This is a genomic window from Pseudomonas sp. R4-15 (assembly GCF_055768815.1).
On record NZ_CM147293.1, the window covers coordinates 1,235,915 to 1,254,758 of the forward strand.

The 18,844-nt window shown below is 69.3% G+C and carries 9 protein-coding genes and 1 pseudogene; 7 read left to right on the forward strand and 3 right to left on the reverse strand.

The window, feature by feature from the left end; translation table 11 throughout:
• Positions 1–79: 79 nt before the first annotated feature.
• A complete protein-coding gene (locus ACYRGX_RS05900; RefSeq protein ID WP_473055678.1) occupies positions 80–1,195 on the reverse strand; it encodes a PilT/PilU family type 4a pilus ATPase in 1,116 nt (371 codons plus the stop codon).
• A gap of 149 nt (positions 1,196–1,344) precedes the next feature.
• On the opposite strand from ACYRGX_RS05900, the gene recC reads away from it, so the two are divergent.
• From recC to ACYRGX_RS05920, 4 genes are read left to right on the forward strand one after another with little or no spacing between them, the layout of a single operon-like run.
• The gene (gene recC, locus ACYRGX_RS05905) at positions 1,345–4,779 is read left to right on the forward strand and encodes an exodeoxyribonuclease V subunit gamma (protein WP_473055679.1); all 3,435 of its coding nucleotides are present in this window, start codon (positions 1,345–1,347) and stop codon (positions 4,777–4,779) included.
• Positions 4,776–8,456 (forward strand): exodeoxyribonuclease V subunit beta, encoded by a 3,681-nt coding sequence (gene recB, locus ACYRGX_RS05910; RefSeq protein ID WP_473055680.1) that lies wholly within the window; start codon positions 4,776–4,778, stop codon positions 8,454–8,456. Before recC ends, recB begins: the two co-directional genes overlap by 4 nt.
• Positions 8,453–10,462: an exodeoxyribonuclease V subunit alpha gene (gene recD, locus ACYRGX_RS05915; RefSeq protein ID WP_473055681.1), complete on the forward strand. Its 2,010-nt coding sequence runs from the start codon at positions 8,453–8,455 to the stop codon at positions 10,460–10,462. Before recB ends, recD begins: the two co-directional genes overlap by 4 nt.
• Positions 10,462–10,659: a hypothetical protein gene (locus ACYRGX_RS05920; RefSeq protein ID WP_473055682.1), complete on the forward strand. Its 198-nt coding sequence runs from the start codon at positions 10,462–10,464 to the stop codon at positions 10,657–10,659. Before recD ends, ACYRGX_RS05920 begins: the two co-directional genes overlap by 1 nt.
• Before the next feature lie 890 nt (positions 10,660–11,549).
• Here the strand turns inward: ACYRGX_RS05920 and ACYRGX_RS05925 are convergent.
• Positions 11,550–12,830: a hypothetical protein gene (locus ACYRGX_RS05925; RefSeq protein ID WP_473055683.1), complete on the reverse strand. Its 1,281-nt coding sequence runs from the start codon at positions 12,828–12,830 to the stop codon at positions 11,550–11,552.
• 329 nt (positions 12,831–13,159) lie between these two features.
• Entirely contained in the window at positions 13,160–14,956 is a 1,797-nt protein-coding gene (locus ACYRGX_RS05930; RefSeq protein WP_473055684.1) for an ABC transporter ATP-binding protein/permease, read from the reverse strand.
• Positions 14,957–15,172: 216 nt separating this feature from the next.
• Here ACYRGX_RS05930 and ACYRGX_RS05935 point away from each other — a divergent pair, with 216 nt between their 5' ends.
• From ACYRGX_RS05935 to ACYRGX_RS05945, 3 genes and pseudogenes are all read left to right on the forward strand, one after another.
• Positions 15,173–16,468, forward strand: coding sequence for an ATP-binding protein (locus ACYRGX_RS05935; protein WP_473055685.1), 1,296 nt, complete (start codon positions 15,173–15,175; stop codon positions 16,466–16,468).
• Complete coding sequence (locus ACYRGX_RS05940) at positions 16,469–17,386, forward strand: response regulator (RefSeq protein WP_473055686.1); 918 nt, start codon at positions 16,469–16,471, stop codon at positions 17,384–17,386. It abuts the gene before it with no gap.
• Between the two features lie 1,093 nt (positions 17,387–18,479).
• Positions 18,480–18,752 (forward strand): annotated as a pseudogene (locus ACYRGX_RS05945) (HAMP domain-containing protein); the annotation flags it as partial.
• Positions 18,753–18,844: the final 92 nt, after the last annotated feature.

Consider the following 18,844-nt stretch of genomic DNA (forward strand, 5'->3'; position numbering starts at 1 on the left):
TTCCCTTGAGAGGCTGGGTGGTGGCGAGGGCCTGTTGACGTTTCATCCGGCGCGGCCGTGGATGAAACGTCAACCTGTCCTAGTCCGTCGGCAATTGGCCGGCGAGCGAGGCCGGGCCCTCCAGGCGTACGCGCAGCATCAGGTCGGTGCGCGAGTCGGCGTGGCGGACCGCCTGCTCCAGGCCGATACGTCCTGCGCTCAGCAGGTCGAACAGATGCTGGTCGAAGGTCTGCGGCCCCTGCTCGGGCGCGTTGGCGATGCCGGCCTTGAGTTCGTGCAGTTCGTCGCGCTTGATCAGGTCGCGCAGGTGCGGGGTCGCCAGCAACAGTTCGGCGGCCAGCACCCGGCGCTGCGCCAGGCCCGGTACCAGGCGCTGGGCGACGATACCCAGGAGGTTCTGCGAGAGGTCGGCGAGCACCTGCTTGCGCGCATGTTCGGGATAGAAACTGACCACCCGCTCCACCGCCTGGGTGGTGCTGGTGGCGTGCAGCGTGGCCAGGCACAGGTGGCCGGTCTGCGCGTAGTTCATAGCGTGCTGCATGCTTTCCTGGTCGCGCACCTCGCCGAGCATGATCACGTCCGGCGCCTCGCGCAGCACGTTGCGCAAGGCGTTGGCGAAGCTGTGGGTATCCAGGCCGACCTCGCGCTGGTCGACCAGCGAACGCTTGTGCGCGTGGACGAATTCGATGGGGTCCTCGATGCAGACGATATGCCCACTCTTGCGCGCGTTGCGGGCATCGATCATCGCCGCCAGGGTGGTGGACTTGCCCGAGCCGGCGGCGCCGACCACCAGCACCAGTCCCCGGTCGAGCAAGGCCAGGCGCTCCAGGGCCGGCGGCACGCCCAGTTCGTTCAGCGAGGGGATGCGGTGTTGCACGTAGCGCAGCACCATGCCCAGCTCGCCACGCTGCTGGTAGATGTTGGCACGGAAACGCCCGACCCCGGGGGCATCCAGCGCCAGGTTGAGCTCCAGCTCGCGCTCGAATTCCGCCAGTTGCTCGGCGCTCAGGAAGGACAGCGCCAGGCGCCGTACGCCACCGGCTTCGAGCAGCGGTGCCTGCAGCGGCTCGCTGAGGCCCTGCACCTTCAGGTGCGGCGGGGCGCCGACGCTGAAGAACATGTCCGAGCCTTCGCGTTCGGCCATCTGTTGCAGGTAGCCGTAGAGCTCGCTGTTCTCGTTCACCCGGTTGGTCATCGCAGTACGTCCATTTTCTGGGATGGAGCGGCATCATCGGCCAGCGGGCGCTTCCGTGCAATTGCGCGACGTCGGTTGTCGCGCACGCGGCGCAGGCTGGCCGGCACGCGCCATGACGGCGACAATGCAGCCTTCGATACGGAGCGCCCATGAGCCAAACCCTCGCCCCCGGCCTGATGATCATCCACGGCAACCGCCCGGAGACCCTGCGCGACCTGCTGGTGCAATGGATGGACCGGCACCCGCTGGCGCCGCTGGAAGACGAGATCGTCCTGGTGCAGAGCAACGGCATCGCCCAGTGGCTGAAGCTGGCACTGGGGCGCGACCGCGAGGACGGCGGCTGCGGCATCACCGCGGCGCTGGACGTGCAATTGCCTGCGCAGTTCCTCTGGCAGGCCTACCGCACCGCGCTGGGGCGCGCGGCGGTGCCGGAGGTTTCGCCACTGGACAAGGCGCCGCTGACCTGGCGCCTGATGCGCCTGCTGCCGACGTTGCTGGAGCAGGACGCCTTCGCCGCGCTGCGGCGCTTCCTCGCCGACGACGCCGACTGCCGCAAGCGCCTGCAACTGGCAGAACGCCTGGCCGACCTGTTCGACGGCTACCAGGTGTATCGCGCCGACTGGCTGGCCGACTGGGCCGTTGGCCGCGACCAGCAGCGTGACGCCCGCGGCGAGCCGCGCCCGCTGGGCGAGGAGGCTCTGTGGCAGGCGCGCCTGTGGCGTGCGCTGCTCGAGGATGTCGGCGCCGACGGCCTGGCCGGCAGCCGTGCCGGGGTGCACCGGGCGTTTCTCCAGCGCCTGACGCAGGAACCGGCGCCCGTCGGCTTGCCGCGGCGGGTGGTGGTGTTCGGTATCTCCGCGTTGCCGGCGCAGACGCTGGAGGCGCTGGCCGCCCTGGCACGGGTCACCCAGGTGCTGCTCTGCGTGCACAACCCCTGTCGCCATCACTGGGGCGAAATCGTCGCCGACAAGGACCTGCTGCGCCATGAGTACCGCCGCCAGGGCCGCCGTCCGGGCATGCCGGCGCTGCTCGCCGAGGACGTCGCGCACCAGTACGCCCAGCCGCTGCTGGCGGCCTGGGGCAAGCAGGGCCGCGACTACATCAACCTGCTCGACGCATACGACGAGCCCGAGGACTACCGCGAACGCTTCGGCGGGCGCATCGATCTGTTCGACGACGGCGCGCCGCGGCATCTGCTCGGCCAGTTGCAGGACGACATCCTCGAACTGCGTCCGCTGGAGGAGTCGCGCAACCACTGGCCGGCACCGGCGGCGGACGATCAGTCGATCCGCTTCCACATCGCCCACAGCGCCCAGCGCGAGGTGGAGATCCTCCACGACCAGTTGCTCGCGCGCTTCGACGCCGACCCTACGCTGCGTCCGCGCGATGTCATCGTCATGCTGCCGGACGTGAACGCCTATGCGCCGCACATCGAGGCGGTGTTCGGTCGCCTCGGTCGCGACGATCCGCGCTTCATCCCCTACACCCTGGCCGACCAGGGCCGCCGTGGCCGCGAGCCGCTGCTGCTGGCGCTGGAGCAACTGCTGCACCTGCCGGAGAGCCGCCTGGGGGTGAGCGAGGTGCTCGACCTGCTGGACGTCGGCGCGCTGCGCGAGCGCTTCGCCGTCGCCGAGGCCGACCTGCCGCTGCTGCGCCGCTGGATCGAAGGCGCCGGGGTGCGCTGGGGGTTGCACGCCGAACAGCGCGCACGACTCGGCTTGGGCGCGGTGGGGGAGGCCAACAGTTGGCGCTTCGGCCTGCGGCGCATGCTGCTGGGCTTCGCTGCCGGAGACGGTGAGGCCTTCGCCGGAATCGAGCCGTTCGCCGAGATCGGTGGCCTGGATGCCGCCTTGCTCGGCCCCCTGGCGAGCCTGCTCGATGCCCTCGACGAGAGCACCGCGATCCTCGCCGAGGCGGCGCTACCGGTCGTCTGGGGCGAGCGCCTGCGGGCGCTGCTGGCGCGCTTCTTCACGCCGGTGGACGAGCACGACGAGTTGCTGCGCCAGCAACTGCTGCAACTGCTCGACGCCTGGCTGCAGAGCTGCGAGCACGCCGGCTTCGACGAGCCGGTGCCGCTCGCCGTGGTGCGCGAGGCCTGGCTCGCCGGACTCGACGCCGGCAGCCTCAACCAGCGTTTTCTCGCTGGCGCGGTGAGCGTCTGCACGCTGATGCCGATGCGCGCCATCCCGTTCCGCGTCGTCTGTCTGCTGGGCATGAACGACGGCGACTACCCGCGCCCGCAGTCGCCGCTGGACTTCGACCTGATACGCCGGGACTACCGCCCCGGCGACCGCTCGCGCCGCGAAGACGACCGCTACCTGCTGCTCGAAGCGCTGCTCTCGGCGCGCGAGCAGCTCTACGTCAGCTGGGTCGGGCGCAGCATCCGCGACAACGGCGAGTGCCCGCCGTCGGTGCTGATCGGCCAGTTGCGCGATCACCTGGCCGCCGGCTGGCAGCGCAGCGAGGACGACCTGCTGGCGCGGCTGACCTGCGAGCACCCGTTGCAGCCGTTCAGCCGCCGCTACTTCGCCGGCGAGCCCGGGCTGTTCACCTACGCCGGCGAATGGCGCGCGGTGCACGAGGCGCCGCAAGCCGCTGTCGCCAGCGCGCTGCCGGCCTGGCTGGCGCAGGCGCCGCTGAGCCTGGCGGAGCTGGCGCGTTTCCTGGTCAACCCGGTGGAGGCCTTCCTGCTGCAGCGGCTGAAGGTGCGCTTCGACGACGCCGAGCTGGCCGACGAGGACAGCGAGCCGTTCCAGCTCGACGGCCTGCAGCGCTGGCAGCTGCAGTTCGAGCTGTGCGAGCGGCTGCGCCCGTGGGTGGAGACGGACTGGCAGGCCGAGGATTTCCCGCAGCAACTGGACGCCGCCCTGGCACGCCTGCGCCGTGAAGGACGCCTGCCGCTGGCGGCCTTCGGCGGCTTCGTTGGCCGCGAACTGGGTCAGCCGTTGACCGAGCTGTTCGCCCGCTACCACGCGCGCCTGCAGTACTGGAGCGAGGTGCAGACGCAGCCCCGCGAGCTGCAATTGCGCCGTGGCGAGCTGCAATTGTCCGATTGGCTCGGTGGCCTGCGGCGCAGCGCCGACGGCCAACTGGCCAGCCTGCAACTGGTCTCCGGCAAGCTGCACGAGGGGCGCAGCTACAAATGGCACGCGTTGCTGCGGCCCTGGCTGCGCCACCTCGCACTGCAATGCAGTGGCGAGCCGTGCGCCAGCGTACTGGTCTCGCTGACCGGCGACCTGTACTGGCCCGCGCTGCCGGCGTCGCGCGCCGAGGCGCTGCTCGGCGAGGCGCTGGAGACCCTGCGCGAGGGCCTGCAGCGACCACTGCCGCTGGCCAGCAAGACCGCCTTCGCCTGGCTTGCCGCCGGTGGCGAGGAGGCGGCCGAGCGCGCCGCCCGCGAGGCGCAGAAACGCTACGAGGGCGGTTTCCACCTGACCGGCGAGGTGCAGGCCTCGACCGCCCTGGCGCGGGTCTACCCGGACTTCGCCGCGCTGTCCGCCAGCGGCGAGTTCGGCGAATTGGCCGAGCGTCTCTACGGGCCGTTGCTGGCCTTCGTGCGCGCCGACGAGGAGACCCCGGCATGAGCGTCCAGTCCCTCGACGTCCTGAAGTTTCCGCTGCACGGCAGCCGCCTGATCGAGGCCAGCGCCGGCACCGGCAAGACCTTCACCATCGCCCTGTTGTACGTGCGCCTGGTGCTCGACCACGGCGGCGAGCAGGCCTTCGGCCGCCCGCTGGCGCCGCCGGAAATCCTCGTGGTGACCTTCACCGAGGCCGCCACCGCGGAGCTGCGCGAACGTATCCGCGCGCGCCTCGGCGAGGCGGCGCGCTGCTTCGCCGAGGAACCCGGCGAGCACGAGGGCGTGCTGCTGCGCCTGCGCGCGGAATACCCCGCCGAACGCTGGCCGGCCTGCGCACGGCTGCTGCGCCTGGCCGGCGAGTGGATGGACGAGGCGGCGGTGTCGACCATCCACAGCTGGTGCTACCGCATGCTGCGCGAGCATGCCTTCGACAGCGGCAGCCTGTTCGACCAGGAGCTGGTCAGCGATCAGCGCGAACTGCTCGAAGAGAGCGTGCGCGACTACTGGCGGCGGCACTTCTATCCGCTGGCCGCCGGCCCGGCGGAGGCGGTACGGCAGTGCTTCGCCGGTCCGCAGGCATTGGCCGCGCAACTGCAACCGCTGCTGGCGCGCGAGGCCGAGGGCTTCCTGCACGCCGGCCAGCCGCTCAGCACGCCGGAAAATCTGGATGCCCTGCTGGCGCAGAGTGGCGAGGCGCTGGCGCGTTTGCAGGCCGCCGAACAGGCCGCCCGCGAGACTTGGGCCGCTTCGCGGGTCGAGATCGAAGCGCTGCTTAATGGCCTGCGCCCGCAGCTCAACGGCAACAGCTACCGCGGCAAGGACGATGACGCCACCTTCGCCGGCTGGCTGCAGGCGCTGGCGGCCTGGGCCGAGGGCGGTCCGGCGCCGGACAACCTGGCACGCTTCGGGCAGACCCGGTTGCGCGTCAAAGCCAAGACCCAGGTCCCTCTGCACCCGGCGCTGCAGGCGCTGGACGCTTATCTCGACGTGCAGGACGCGCGCCCGCAGATCGCCCCGCAATTGCTGCTGCACGCCCTGGACGAGGTGCGCGAACGCCTCGAGGCCGAGCAGCGGCGCCGCGCCGAGCTGGGCTTCGACGACCTGCTGGTGCGTCTGGACCGCGCCCTGCAGGGGGAGTCCGGCGAACGCCTGGCCGAGCAGATCCGTCGCCAGTACCCGGTGGCGCTGATCGACGAATTCCAGGACACCGACCCGCGCCAGTACCGCATCTTCGAGCGCCTCTACCGCATCGAAGCGAATCCCCGCGAGCTGGCGCTGCTGCTGATCGGCGACCCCAAGCAGGCGATCTACGCCTTCCGCGGCGCCGACATCCACACCTACCTGCGCGCCCGCGCCGCCACCGCCGGGCGCCACTACACCCTGGCGAAGAACTTCCGTTCCACCGAGGCGATGGTCGCCGCCGCCAACCGCTGCTTCCGCTACGCCGAAGGCCATGCGCGCGGGGCTTTTCGCTTCGCCAGCGAGGCGGGCAACCCGGTGCCCTTCGTCGAGGTCGGCGCCCAGGGCCGCAAGGAAACGCTCTGGCTCGACGGCGCGCCGGCCGATGCGCTGACCTTCTGGTGGCTGGACCACGACGGCGAGGTCTGCGGCGCGGGCGTCTATCGCCGGGAGATGGCGGCACGCGCCGCCAGCGCGCTGTGCGGCTGGCTGCAGGGTGCCGGCGAGGGCCGCAGCGGTTTCCGTGACGAGCAGGGCGCCTGGCGGCCGCTGCGCCCGGCGGACATCGCCATCCTGGTGCGTGGCCGTAGCGAGGCCGAGGCGATGCGCGAGGAACTGGCACGGCGCGGACTGGCCAGCGTCTACCTGTCCGACCGCGACTCGCTGTTCGACAGCGCCGAGGCGCGCGACGTGCTGCACTGGCTGCGCGCCTGTGCCGATCCGGGCGACGATCGCCTGCTGCGCGCCGCGCTCGCCACCGCCAGCCTCGACCTGCCCTGGGCAACCTTGGAGCGACTGAACACCGACGAGCGCTTCTGGGAAGACTGCGTGCTGCGTTTCCGCGATTACCGCGAGCAGTGGCAGCGCCAGGGCGTGCTGCCGATGCTGCACCGGCTGCTCGCCGACCATGCGCTACCGGCGCGGCTGCTGGCCAGCGACGGTGGGGAGCGGCGCCTGACCAACCTGCTGCACCTGGCCGAATGGCTGCAGCGCGCGGCGGTGGAACTGGACGGCGAGCACGCCCTGCTGCGCGCCCTGGCCGAGCGCCTGGAGAACCCCTCCGGCGAGGAAGTGCTGCGCCTGGAAAGCGATGCCGACCTGATCAAGGTCGTCACCATCCACAAGTCCAAGGGCCTGGAGTACCCGCTGGTGCTGCTGCCGTTCGCCTGTAGCTGGCGCGAGCATGACGTGCGCGGCGAGCCGGCCGGCTACCAGGATGGCGACGGCCGCGTGGTCGAACTGGCGCGCGACAAGGAGGGCGCCGGCCCGGCGCTGGAGCGCGCCAACGACGAGCGCCTGGGCGAGGACATGCGCCTGCTCTACGTGGCGCTGACGCGTGCGCGGCACGCCACCTGGCTGGGTGTCGCGCCGCTGGTGGCGGGCAACGCGCGCAAGCCGGAGCTGCACAAGGGCGGCGTCGGCTACCTGCTCGGCGGTGGCGCCGCGCTGGCCCACGAAGACATCCCCGCGCGCCTGGCGGAGCTCGCCGAGGGCTGCCCGGCGATCAGCGTCACGGCCGCACCCGAGGTGCAGGAACAGCGCTACCTGCCGCCGCCGCCCGGCGCCCTGGGTGAGGCGCGGGCACCGGGCCGGCGCGTCGCCGAACATTGGTGGATCGCCAGCTACTCGGCGCTGGCGGTGCCCAGCGGCGAATGGAGCGGCGCCGCGCCCGACGAACCGGACAGCGCCGCCGCCGAGCGTCTCGGCGAGGACAGCCTGGCGGCGGATGAGACCCCGCTGCTCGTGCGTCCGCGCGCTGGCAGCCTGCACGCCTTCCCGCGTGGATCGGCGCCGGGCAGCTTCCTTCACGGCCTGCTCGAATGGGCCGCCGACGAGGGTTTCGCGAGCCTCGCGGCAGACCCCGGGCGCCTGCGCGACCAGGTCGCCCGACGCTGCCAGTTGCGTGACTGGGAAGCCTGGATCGAGCCGCTCTGCGACTGGCTGCAGGGCCTGCTGAGCTGCGACTTCGCGTTGCCCGGCGCTCCGCCGCTGCGCCTGGCCGGGCTCTCCGGCTGGCGCAAGGAAATGGAATTCTGGTTCGCCACCCAGCGCACCGACCTGGGCCGTCTTGACCGCCTGGTGCGCCAACACACCCTGGGCGGCGTGGCCCGCCCGGCGCTGCAGAACACGCGGCTGAACGGCATGCTCAAGGGCTTCATCGACCTGGTGGTGGAACATGACGGGCGCTATTACGTGATCGACTACAAATCCAACTGGCTCGGCGCCGACGAGGCCGCCTACAGCACGCCGGCGATCCGCGCGGCGCTGCTCGAGCACCGCTACGACCTGCAGTACGCGCTCTACCTGTTCGCCCTGCACCGGCTGCTGCGCGTGCGTCTGCCGGACTACGACTACGAGCGCCATGTGGGCGGCGCGATCTACCTGTTCCTGCGCGGCTACCGCGCCGACAGCCAGGGGCTGTTCCACGAGAAACCGCCATTGGCGCTGATGGAAGCGCTCGATGCGCTGTTCCGCGGGCAGGCCGAGGAGGGCGCGGCATGAGCGTCGAAGCCCTGCAGGCATTGCTGGTGCGCTGGGCCGAGCGTGGCTGGTTGCGTGAGCTGGACCGGGTGTTTGCCGACTTCCTGGTGGAACTGGCGCCGGACGTGGAGCCGCTGGCGCTGCTCGCCGCGGCGCTGGCCAGCCATCAACTGGGGCGCGGGCATGTCTGCCTGGACCTGGCGGCGACCCTGGCCGACAGCCGCTTCGCCCTGTCGCTGCCGCCGGAGGGCGACAGCGAGCAGGACGCGCCGCCGCTGCCCGGCATGCTGCTTGACGGCGTCGACCTGGCGCGCTGGTGCGCCGCGCTGGACGATCCGCGTCTGGTCGGTCGTGGCGAAGGCGCGCAGCCACTGGTGCTCGATGGCAGCCGACTGTACCTGCGGCGCTACTGGCGCTACGAGCGCGACGTGCGCGCGGCGATCGACGCACGCCTGGCGCAGGGCACTGCGCTGCGTGCGCAGTTGCCCGAGACGGCGCTGCGCCAGGCGCTGGCGGTGCTGTTCCCGCCCCGCGAAGGCGCGCCGCTGGACTGGCAGAAGCTGGCCTGCGCGCTGATGGCCGGCAGCGCCTTCGGCATCGTCACCGGCGGCCCCGGCACCGGCAAGACCACCACCGTGGTGCGCCTGCTGGCGCTGCTGCAGAGCCTGGCCAGCGGCGAACGGCCGCTGCGCATCCGCCTCGCCGCGCCCACCGGCAAGGCCGCGGCGCGGCTCAATGAATCCATCGCCGGCGCGGTCAGCCGCCTGCCGCTGGACGATCTGCCCGGCGGCGAGTCGCTGCGCGCGAGCATTCCCACCGAGGTCACCACGCTGCACCGGCTGCTCGGCAGTCGCCCGGACAGCCGCGGCTTCCGCCACCACGCCGGCAATCCGCTGATGCTCGACCTGCTGGTGGTCGACGAGGCCTCGATGGTCGACCTGGAGATGATGGCAGCGCTGCTCGCCGCGCTAACGCCCAGCGCGCGGCTGATCCTGCTCGGCGACAAGGACCAGCTCGCCTCGGTGGAAGCCGGCGCGGTGCTCGGCGAGCTGTGCAGCCGCGCGCGCGCCGGCCACTACTGGCCGCAGACCGTCGAGTGGCTGCGCCAGGCCAGCGGCAGCGCGCCGGATGCCGAGCTGCTCGACGCCGGCGGCGAGCCGCTGGACCAGGCGGTGGCGATGCTCCGCCACAGCCACCGCTTCGGCGCCGACAGCGGCATCGGGCGCCTCGCCACGGCGGTCAACGACGGCGACGTGGCGGCCTGCCGGTCGGTCTGGCGCGCCGGCGACGAGGCCCTGGCGCACTGTCATGTGGATGCCAGCGAAGCCCGCGCCCTCGCCGATCTGGTGATCGACGGCGGCCGTGGCGGCGACCTGTTCGGCCCGGTCGGCTATCGCCACTACCTCGGCCTGGTCGCCCAGCGCCCGGCGCTGAGTGCGCAGCCCGAGGCGTTCGACGCCTGGGCCCGGCAGGTGCTCGAAGGGCATGCGCGCTTCCAGTTGCTCTGCGCCTTGCGCCGCGGGCCCTGGGGCGTGGACGGCCTGAACCGGCGCATCGGCGAACTGCTCGAGGCGGCGGGGCTGATCCCCAGCGCCCAGGGCTGGTTCCTCGGGCGCCCGGTGCTGGTCACCCGCAACGACTATTCCCTGGGGCTGATGAACGGCGATATCGGCATCACCCTGGCGCTGCCGTTGCCCGGACCGGACGGGACTCCCGTATGGGCGGCGCGGGTGGCCTTCGCCGCCGGTGACGGCAGCGGGCGCATCCGCTGGGTGCTGCCCAGCCGTCTGCAGGCGGTGGAAACGGTGTTCGCCATGACCGTGCACAAGTCCCAGGGCTCGGAGTTCGAGCACGCCGCGCTGCTGCTGCCCGATGCGCTGTCGCCGATCCTCACCCGCGAGCTGGTCTACACCGGCATCACCCGCGCCCGCCGCTGGTTCACCCTGGCCAGCGCCGGGCCGGGCCAGCGGGTCTTCGAAGCCGCGGTGGAGCGCCGCGTACAGCGGGCCAGTGGACTCCTCGGCTGATGGAGAACCTGCTCATCAGCACGTTCTTCAGCGCCATCGCGATGGGCATGTGGGCCTATGCGCGCAAGCGGCACTCACCGGTGCTGTTGTGCTCGGGCGTGGTGCTGATGGCGGTGCAGTTCGCCATCGACCAGCCGCTGTGGCTGATTCTCGCGAGTCTGGCGTGCTGCGCCGTGCCGTGGTTCTGGCGGGATTGAGGTAAACGGCCTCGGCGGTGGCCCGCGTATGAGCTCCGCGGACGACGCTCTGCGTCGGGCTTTCGGTGCCGGGAACGGGTTGATGCGTAGGATGGGTTGAGTCGCGGAGCGACGATACCCATTGCGGGCGGGGCTGATGGGTATCGCTGCGCTCAACCCATCCTACGCGGTGGCGAGCGTGGCCTTGATCGGGCACCGTGGATAACCCCTCGCACCCCCGGGCGGGCAACCGGGGCGCGAGGGTTACAGCGCGTAGGATGGGTTGAGTCGCGGAGCGACGATACCCATCGCGGGCGGGGCTGATGGGTATCGCTGCGCTCAACCCATCCTACGCGGTGGCGAGCGTGGCCTTGATCGGGCACCGTGGATAACCCCTCGCACCCCGGGCGGGCAACCGGGGCGCGAGGATTACAGCGCGTAGGATGGGTTGAGTCGCGGAGCGACGATACCCATTGCGGGCGGGGCTGATGGGTATCGCTGCGCTCAACCCATCCTACGCGGCTGTCGGCAACGAAGTCGGCGGGTGCGGCCGGGCTGATGGACGAGCCCAACAAGGCTGCCGCGAGGGGCAGTCTCGCCTTTTGTATGAGTGTTTCCTCTGATAACGGTGTAGTCGAGCACGCGGCCTCGGGTGTCGATCCCTGATACGAGACCCGTGGCGTCGGTGATGTGGCGCTCAGCCGCCGGCGTGCCCGGATCACGGTCACGCGTTGCCCTTCGACGCGCGTGCGATGGCGCACGGCGAAACCTGGCGGCTAGGAGGGGCGCGCAGGATTGCAGCCGTGGCGAAAGATGAAGGCGTGGTTAGCCGTTATAACGACCAATGGCCCGTCGCCGGGCCATTGGGGGGTAGGGGATGGATCGCCCGCACGGGGCGATCCGCACGGCACTTAGAAGTCGTAGGACAGTTGCAGACGGTTCTGCACGAAGTTCTTGTCGTAATAGGGCGAGGTCTGCACACCGAAGAAGTCGCCGATGCTGAAGCCCTTCAGCGCGCCGCCGAACTTGTAGATGCCGAATACCAGGTACTCGGAGTAGTCGCGGTCGTCGCCGGCCTGGTTGCGCCCCTGCATGTAGGAGTAGCGGGTGGCGAGGAACAGGTTGTTGCCCACCGGCGCGGACAGCTGGGTCTGGAAGGCGTTGCCAGTGCCCAGGTCCTGGGTGCTGGTGAAGAACGGCTGGGCGAAGTACGGGCCCGACGAGGTGTTGTGCGAGTAGGGCGCCGAGGTGTTGCCGTTGAGGTAGGCCTCGTCATCCATGAACAGCTTGTCGTAGCCGATCTGCCAGGTGAGCTTGGGCAGCGGGTGCAGGACGACCTGGGCGCCGAGGGTGCGGGCGTTGATTTTGCCCAGGTCGGAGTCGCCGATGTCGGTGGAACGGATGCCCTGGACGCCGATCTCCGGGCTCCAGGTGGCATCGGTGAAACCGTACTTGGCTTCGCCGTAGAACATCCGCTCGAGGTCGTAGTAGTTCTCCATCCACAGCTGGGTCTTCAGCTTGCCGCCACCCAGGTCGAAGGATTTGCCCAGACCCACGGCCATCACGCCATCGCTGTCGCTGTCGTAGGGCACGCCGTCGCTGTCACGCAGGAAGGCGTCGTCATTGAGGCGCGAAACGTCGTTGAAGGCCGAGGAGCCGTAGGGCTTGGCGCGGAATACGCGGGTCAGGCGGACGAAGTTCTCGGTATCGCCGTACTTCATGTCCACGCCCTGGTAGAGGTACTGCAGCACGCGGTAGTTGGAGTAGTCGCCCATGAACGGCAGGTCGAGCTTCTGATTACCGGCCTTGATGCTGAACTTGCCCTGGGTGTAGGACAGCCAGGCTTCGCCCAGGCCCAGGCGGTTGCCGGCCAGTTCGCTGATCTCCGACGAGCCGCGGGCGACGCGGTTCTGCCCGTTGATGCCGATCGCAGCCTGGAAGCCGTTGAACTGTGCGGTCTTGTAGGTGGCGTGGCCACCGACGGTGGTGGTGTCCTGATTGGAGTCGCCGAAGTAGGCGTGGTGCGTCGAGTAGTTGTAGAGCTTCAGGCTACCGTCGACGGAGCCGCAGCCAAGCATTTCGGAAAGGTTGCTCGCCGATCCCTTGCACTGGGGGTCGAGGTCGTACGCCGAAGCGGTATGCGCGAAGGCGATGGCGGCGCCTAGCAAGAGGTAGCGGGAAGCGAACTTCATTGGGTGGGGCTCCTGAGTACATGTCGAGTGAGGGCCTGTCCTTCCGGTCTGTTGCCGGTATGGGAGTCGGCCTTCATAAAGTTGGCCGATGGGTCAGGCTTTCTGGCGAGAGCAAAAACGAGGCCAGCTCTTTTGTATTCAGGGATTTTTTGTGGGGCTTTCGTAACGCCATGATATTTAACGCTAAAATTTATGGCGTGGATTTCAGCAGACGCAGGCGGGCCTCGTCCTAAGCCAGTGGACGTGCCTTCTCGTGGCGCACGATTTTGACCGATAGGCCAGGTTTGGGCCCAGGTTGGGGCACACGAAGTTCCCCCAACCTGCCTGTGTCAGACGCCCGTCGCCCGTGCGTCGAACTGCCAGCCGCCCTGGCCGTCGACCGTCAGCACATGGCTGTGGAAACCGGCGAGGGTGGCACGATGCCCCACGCTGACCAGCAGGGTATCGGGCAATTCCTGGCGCAGTAGTGCGTAGAGCGACTGCTCCAGACCTTCGTCCATGGCTGAGGTGGACTCGTCGAGGAAGACGATGGTGGGGCGGTTCAGCAGTACCCGGGCAAAGGCCAGGCGCTGCTGTTCGCCGAGGGACAGCACGCGCGACCAGTCCTGGGGCTTGTCCAGGTGCGCCGCCAGCTGTGGCAGGCAGACCTGCTGCAGGACCTGTTGCAGGGCTTGCGGCTCTTCCGGCGGGGTGCCCGGATAGGCGAGCGCCGTGCGCAGGTCGCCCAGTGGCAGGTAGGGCCGTTGCGCGAGGAACAATGCCTGGCTCCCGATGGGCCGCTCGACCTGTCCGTCGGCATGCGGCCAGAGTCCTGCGAGGGCGCGCAGCAGGGTGGTCTTGCCGCTGCCGGAAGGGCCTTTCACCAGCAACGCCTGGCCGCGGGCGAGCTGCAGGTCGAGGTTCTCCAGCAGGCGTTCGCCGTTCGGGCGACGCACCTGCAGGCCGCTGATGCGCAAGGCATCGGCGCGGACACGGGTGTCCACGCGAGGCAGCGCGCGGGCTTGCCCGTTGGCCTCGAGGAAACCGTCGAGACGCTGCAGGGTGGCCCGGTACTGGGCGAAGGCGTCGTAGCTGCTGCGGAAGAACGACAGCGCGTCCTGCACCTGGCCGAAGGCCTGCGCCGTCTGCATCACGTCGCCGAGTTTGATCGCGCCACTGAAGAAGCGCGGCGCCTGTAGGATGAAGGGAAACACGACCGCCAGTTGGCTGGTCCCCAGGTTGAAACCGTCGAACTTCAGGGTCCGGTAGACCAGTGCCCAGAGGTTGCCGATGAGCGCTGCGAAGCGGCCATCGAGGGTGCGTCGCTCGACCGCCTGGCCCTGGTAGAAGGCGATGTTCTCGGCGTATTCGCGCAGGCGCACCAAGGCGTAGCGGAAGTTCGCGCTGAGCCGCTCGTTGAGGAAGTTCAGGCGGATCAGCGGGCGTCCCAGGCGAAAGGCGATCAGCGTGGCGACGATCACGTAGAGGTACACGGCGAAGACCATCGCCCGCGGAATCTCCACGCCGGCCAGCGTCAGCGGTGCGGACAGACCCCAGAGGATGCCGCTGAAGGCCACCAGCGAGACCAGCGAGCCCACCGCGCCCAGTGCCAGGGAGAGCGAGCCGGAGACGAAGGCCGCCACGTCCAGTTCGATACGCTGGTCGGGGTTGTCCACCGGTTCCTCGATGAACTGCCCGCGGTAGTAGGCATCGCCTTCCAGCCAGTCGCGGGTCAGCCGGTGGTTGAGCCAGGTGCGCCAGTGGATGCTCAGCGCCTGATTCACGTAGTAATCGATCAGCGCGCGTGTCACGTGGATCGCGGCGAGCACGGCGAACACCCCGAGCAGCATCCAGAAGGCCGGCTGGTCGAGTGCCTGCAAGGCGCTGTAGAAGCCGTTGTACCAGAACGAGAAGAGCACGTTCATACGCACCGCGAGCAGCGCCAGGATCAACAGCGCGGCGAACACCAGCAGCGGTCGCCAGCCATTGCGCGGGTCGAAGTAGGCGCCGGAGATGCGCCAGAACTGCCGGCCCCAGTGGGTGTAGCGAGCCAGCAGGGTGGCGCACAGGGTAAAACCGACGAGGGTGACGAGGGAGGCGACAGCGAGCCATTGCAGACTGTCGAGGAGCGCCTTGTGCCAATCCATAAGGAAGGTCCCGTACTGCGAAGGAACGAGGGAGACAGAGGCCCGAGGAGCGATTCCCGAACGGGTGCGTCGGTGCGGGCGGTGCGCGGCAAGCATGCATGCTCGAGCGCTTCGGCACCTGAACGGATGCCTACTCGCGCGGCAGTCATGCGTCTGTCATGAGACCTTCATCCGGCGCAGGCCTAATGCAGACTTCCCGTTTTCGCCGAGGCAGTCATGACCGTCGCCGCCAGTGCGCTTGCGACCCTGCTCAAGCCGGTAGTGCCGTTGTCCCCTGAGCTGAGTCTCAGCGAGGTCGCCGACCGCCTGCTGACCGTCGAGCACAAGGCCTTCCTGTCCCTGCCGGTCGTCGATGCGGACGGCCAGCCGCTGGGGTTGGTCAGTCGCACGCGACTGCAGGACATCTTCATGCAGCGCTTCGGCCGCGACCTGCGGGGCCGCCATCCGGTACATGAGGTGATGAACGCGCAGCCGCTGGTGATCCGCCTGGACGCGGGCCTGGAGGCCGCCGCCCAGCAGGTCACCGCGCGGCTGCAGTATCCGATCACCGAGGACTTCATCCTGGTCGATGCCCGCGGCCGGTACCGTGGCTTGGGCACCGTGCTCGATCTGCTCAAGGCCATGGAGGCGCGCGTCGCCCAGCGTAACCAGGTGCTGCACCAGGCGCTGGTGGACCTGAAGGAGTCCCAGGCGCAGTTGGTGCAGTCGGAGAAGATGGCTTCGCTGGGGCAGATGGTCGCCGGCGTCGCGCACGAGTTGAACACGCCGCTCGGCTACGTGAAGAACAACGTGCAGTTGCTTCAGGAGCTTGCCGCGCCGGTGTTCGAGATGGCCCGCGCGCAGACGCAGCTCGCCGCCTGCCTGGCCGACGAACGTTGCGAGGCCGAACGCCTGGAGCTGGCGTTGGAGGGCATCGCCCAGGCCTGTGAGCAGTCGTCGTCGCAGGCCCTGGAGGAAGATTTTCGCCAACTGTTCGAGGACACCCTCTACGGGCTCGGGCAGATCGCCGAGTTGGTGGTCGGCCTCAAGGACTTCGCCCGCCTGGACCGCGCCATGAGCGAGGAAGTCGATCTCAACGACTGCGTGCGCAGCGCGCTGTTGATCGCCCGCCACCACCTCAAGGACCGCATCGAGGTGGATCTGCAACTGGGCACGCTGCCGACCACCCGTTGCTCGCCCTCGCAGATCAACCAGGTGTTGCTCAACCTGCTGACCAACGCCGCCCAGGCCATCGACGGTCCGGGCAGCATCCGCATCCATAGCTGGGCCGACGCCGAGGGCCTGCACATCTCCGTGCGCGACAGTGGCCGTGGCATGCCGCCGGAGGTGCGGGCGCGCATCTTCGATCCCTTCTTCACCACCAAGCCGGTGGGCGAGGGCACCGGCCTGGGGCTGTCGATCAGCTACCGGATCGTTCGCGAACACAACGGGAAACTGCGCGTGGCCTCCGAGCCCGGGCGCGGCACCCGTTTCCAGATCAGCCTGCCGAACCCCCTGCAGAGGAACGCCTAGATGGATGCAGCCGTGCGCATTCTGTTCGTCGACGACGAGGAGCGCATCCTGCGCAGCCTCGCCATGCAGTTCCGCAATCACTATCAGGTGCTCACCGAGAGCGACCCCCTTCGTGCGCTGCAGCGCCTGCGCGATGAACCGGTGGACATCCTCGTCAGCGACCAGCGCATGCCCGGCATGAGCGGCGCCGAACTGCTGGAGCAGGCCCAGGCCATCGCGCCGCAGACCCTGCGCATCCTGCTCACCGGTTATTCCGACCTGGACGCGGCGGTGCAGGCGCTCAACAGCGGTGGCATCTTCCGCTACCTGACCAAGCCCTGGGAGCCCCAGGAAATGGCCTTCACCCTGCGTCAGGCGGCGGAAATCGCGGCCTGCCGTCCGGGCAGCGCAGCACCGCCCACGGCCTCCACGGCGAGCGCGGCGCCGCTGACCCTGCTGCTGCTGGACGATACCGACGAGACCCTGCCCGTGGTGGACGGCTTCTGCAGCGGCGGTGGGCATCGCCTGCTGCGCGCCGCGACCCTGGCCGAAGGCATGCGTCTGCTCAACGATGAGCCGGTGGACATCCTGGTCAGCGACCTGAAGCTGTCCGGCGAGAACACCGCGCCGCTGCTCAAGGGCTTGGCGCAGGCGCATCCGCGGCTGCTTAGCCTGGTGGTCACGCCGTTTCGCGACACCCAGTCGCTGCTGGCGCTGATCAATGAGGCGCAGATCTTCCGCTACCTGCCACGCCCGGTGCGTCCCGGGTTGTTCGACAAGGGCCTGCAGGCCGCCGCCGAGCAGGCCCGGCAATGGCGCGCCGAACCCTCCGCGCGGTTGACGCGGCAGGCACAGGCACCGCGCGATGACGGAGAGAAGGCCCGCGTGGGCAGCCTGCTGGGGATGCTCGGACGCTTGCGCGAACGGCTGAGTGCCTGATCGGTAACACCGCGCGGACTCCGACCGACGGCGATCACCGTGAAACCTGTGGAATTGACCGTTTACCCGCCATTTTGCGGGCATTTGTGTCTCTTTGACTCTCGAAAATGTCGCGTCGTCTGGCGTGCGAGTTGCTGTCAAATCGCCATTGTTCGAGGGGTTGGCGATGAATGCACTGTTGTTGCCCGGCATGCGGGTATTGGAGCGCTTCAGTTTTGCGCGCAAGTTCCAGTTGTTGGCGTTGCTGTTCGTCCTGCCACTGGGGTACGCGCTTTGGTCGATGGGGAATGCCTATCTGGAAAAGCTCGAGGCGATTGGCGGTGAGCGCAAGGGCGTGACCCAATTGCGTGCGCTGGATGCCTTGCAGGAAGCCTTGCTGCACCAGCGTGATCTCGCGGCGCGCTGGAAGGCCACGGAGCAGACCCGCCAGGTCAGCGAGCAGGCCCAGGCCGCGCGCAGCCGCTACGAGGCCGGTGAGGCACAGGTGGCGGCGGCCCTGCAGGGCCTGCAGCAGGTGCTCGGGGAGACGACGACGGGAGCCAACGGCAAGGCCCTGCTGCAGGCGTTGTCGCCTGCGCTGGAGCAGTTGCAGGCCGGCGCGCTGGACGACCTCGGCTGGTGGCCGGACGCCTACGCGCGCTTTGGTCAGGCGCTGACGCTGAACGCCCGGCTGCGCGACCAACTGGCCACCGACAGTGGTTTGATCCTCGACCCCTGGCTGGATACCTATCTGTTGATGCTGACCGCGACCCAGGGCGTACCGCAGTTGCAGGAGCAGCTCGGGGTGCTCGCCAGCGTCGGTCAGGGAGCGGTGTTCTCCGGCGCCTTCAGCCTGCAGAGCCGTTTGCAGTTGCGCGAGATACGCAACGCCACCGAGCAGTCGCGGCGGCAACTGGGCAAGTTCTCCGAGCGTCTGCAGGAGAGCCTGCCGGCCTCGCTGCAGGGCTGGTCGCAGACCTTCACCGCTGACCTCGGCGCCTTCGAGGGCTGGCTGCAGCAGCTCGATGCCCGGGTATTCGGCGACGGTGGCATCCAGCTTCCGGTCGATGAGTTCGAGCAGGGCATGGACAGCGCCCAGGCGGCGTTGTCGCGCATGCAGGAGGCGACCCTGGAGGGCCTGGATACGCGCCTGGGCGAGTACCGCGAAGAGGCCTTGCGCGGGCTGATCGTCACCTTCACCGCCTATGGTGTGCTGGTGCTGCTGGCCCTCTATGCGCTGCTCTGTCTGCAGGCGAGCATCCGCGCCAGCAGTGCGCGGATCACCGCGCTGGCGCAGTCGCTGCGTGATGGCCAGTTGCAGCACAGCGTGAAGGTGCACGGGCGTGACGAACTGGCGTCCATTGCCACGGCACTCAACGAGGCACTGGGGCAGATTCGCGTGTCCCTGCAGGGCGTCGAACGCGAAACCGGTGGCCTGGGCGAGACGGTGGTTACGCTGGGCGAGCAGGCGCAGTCGGC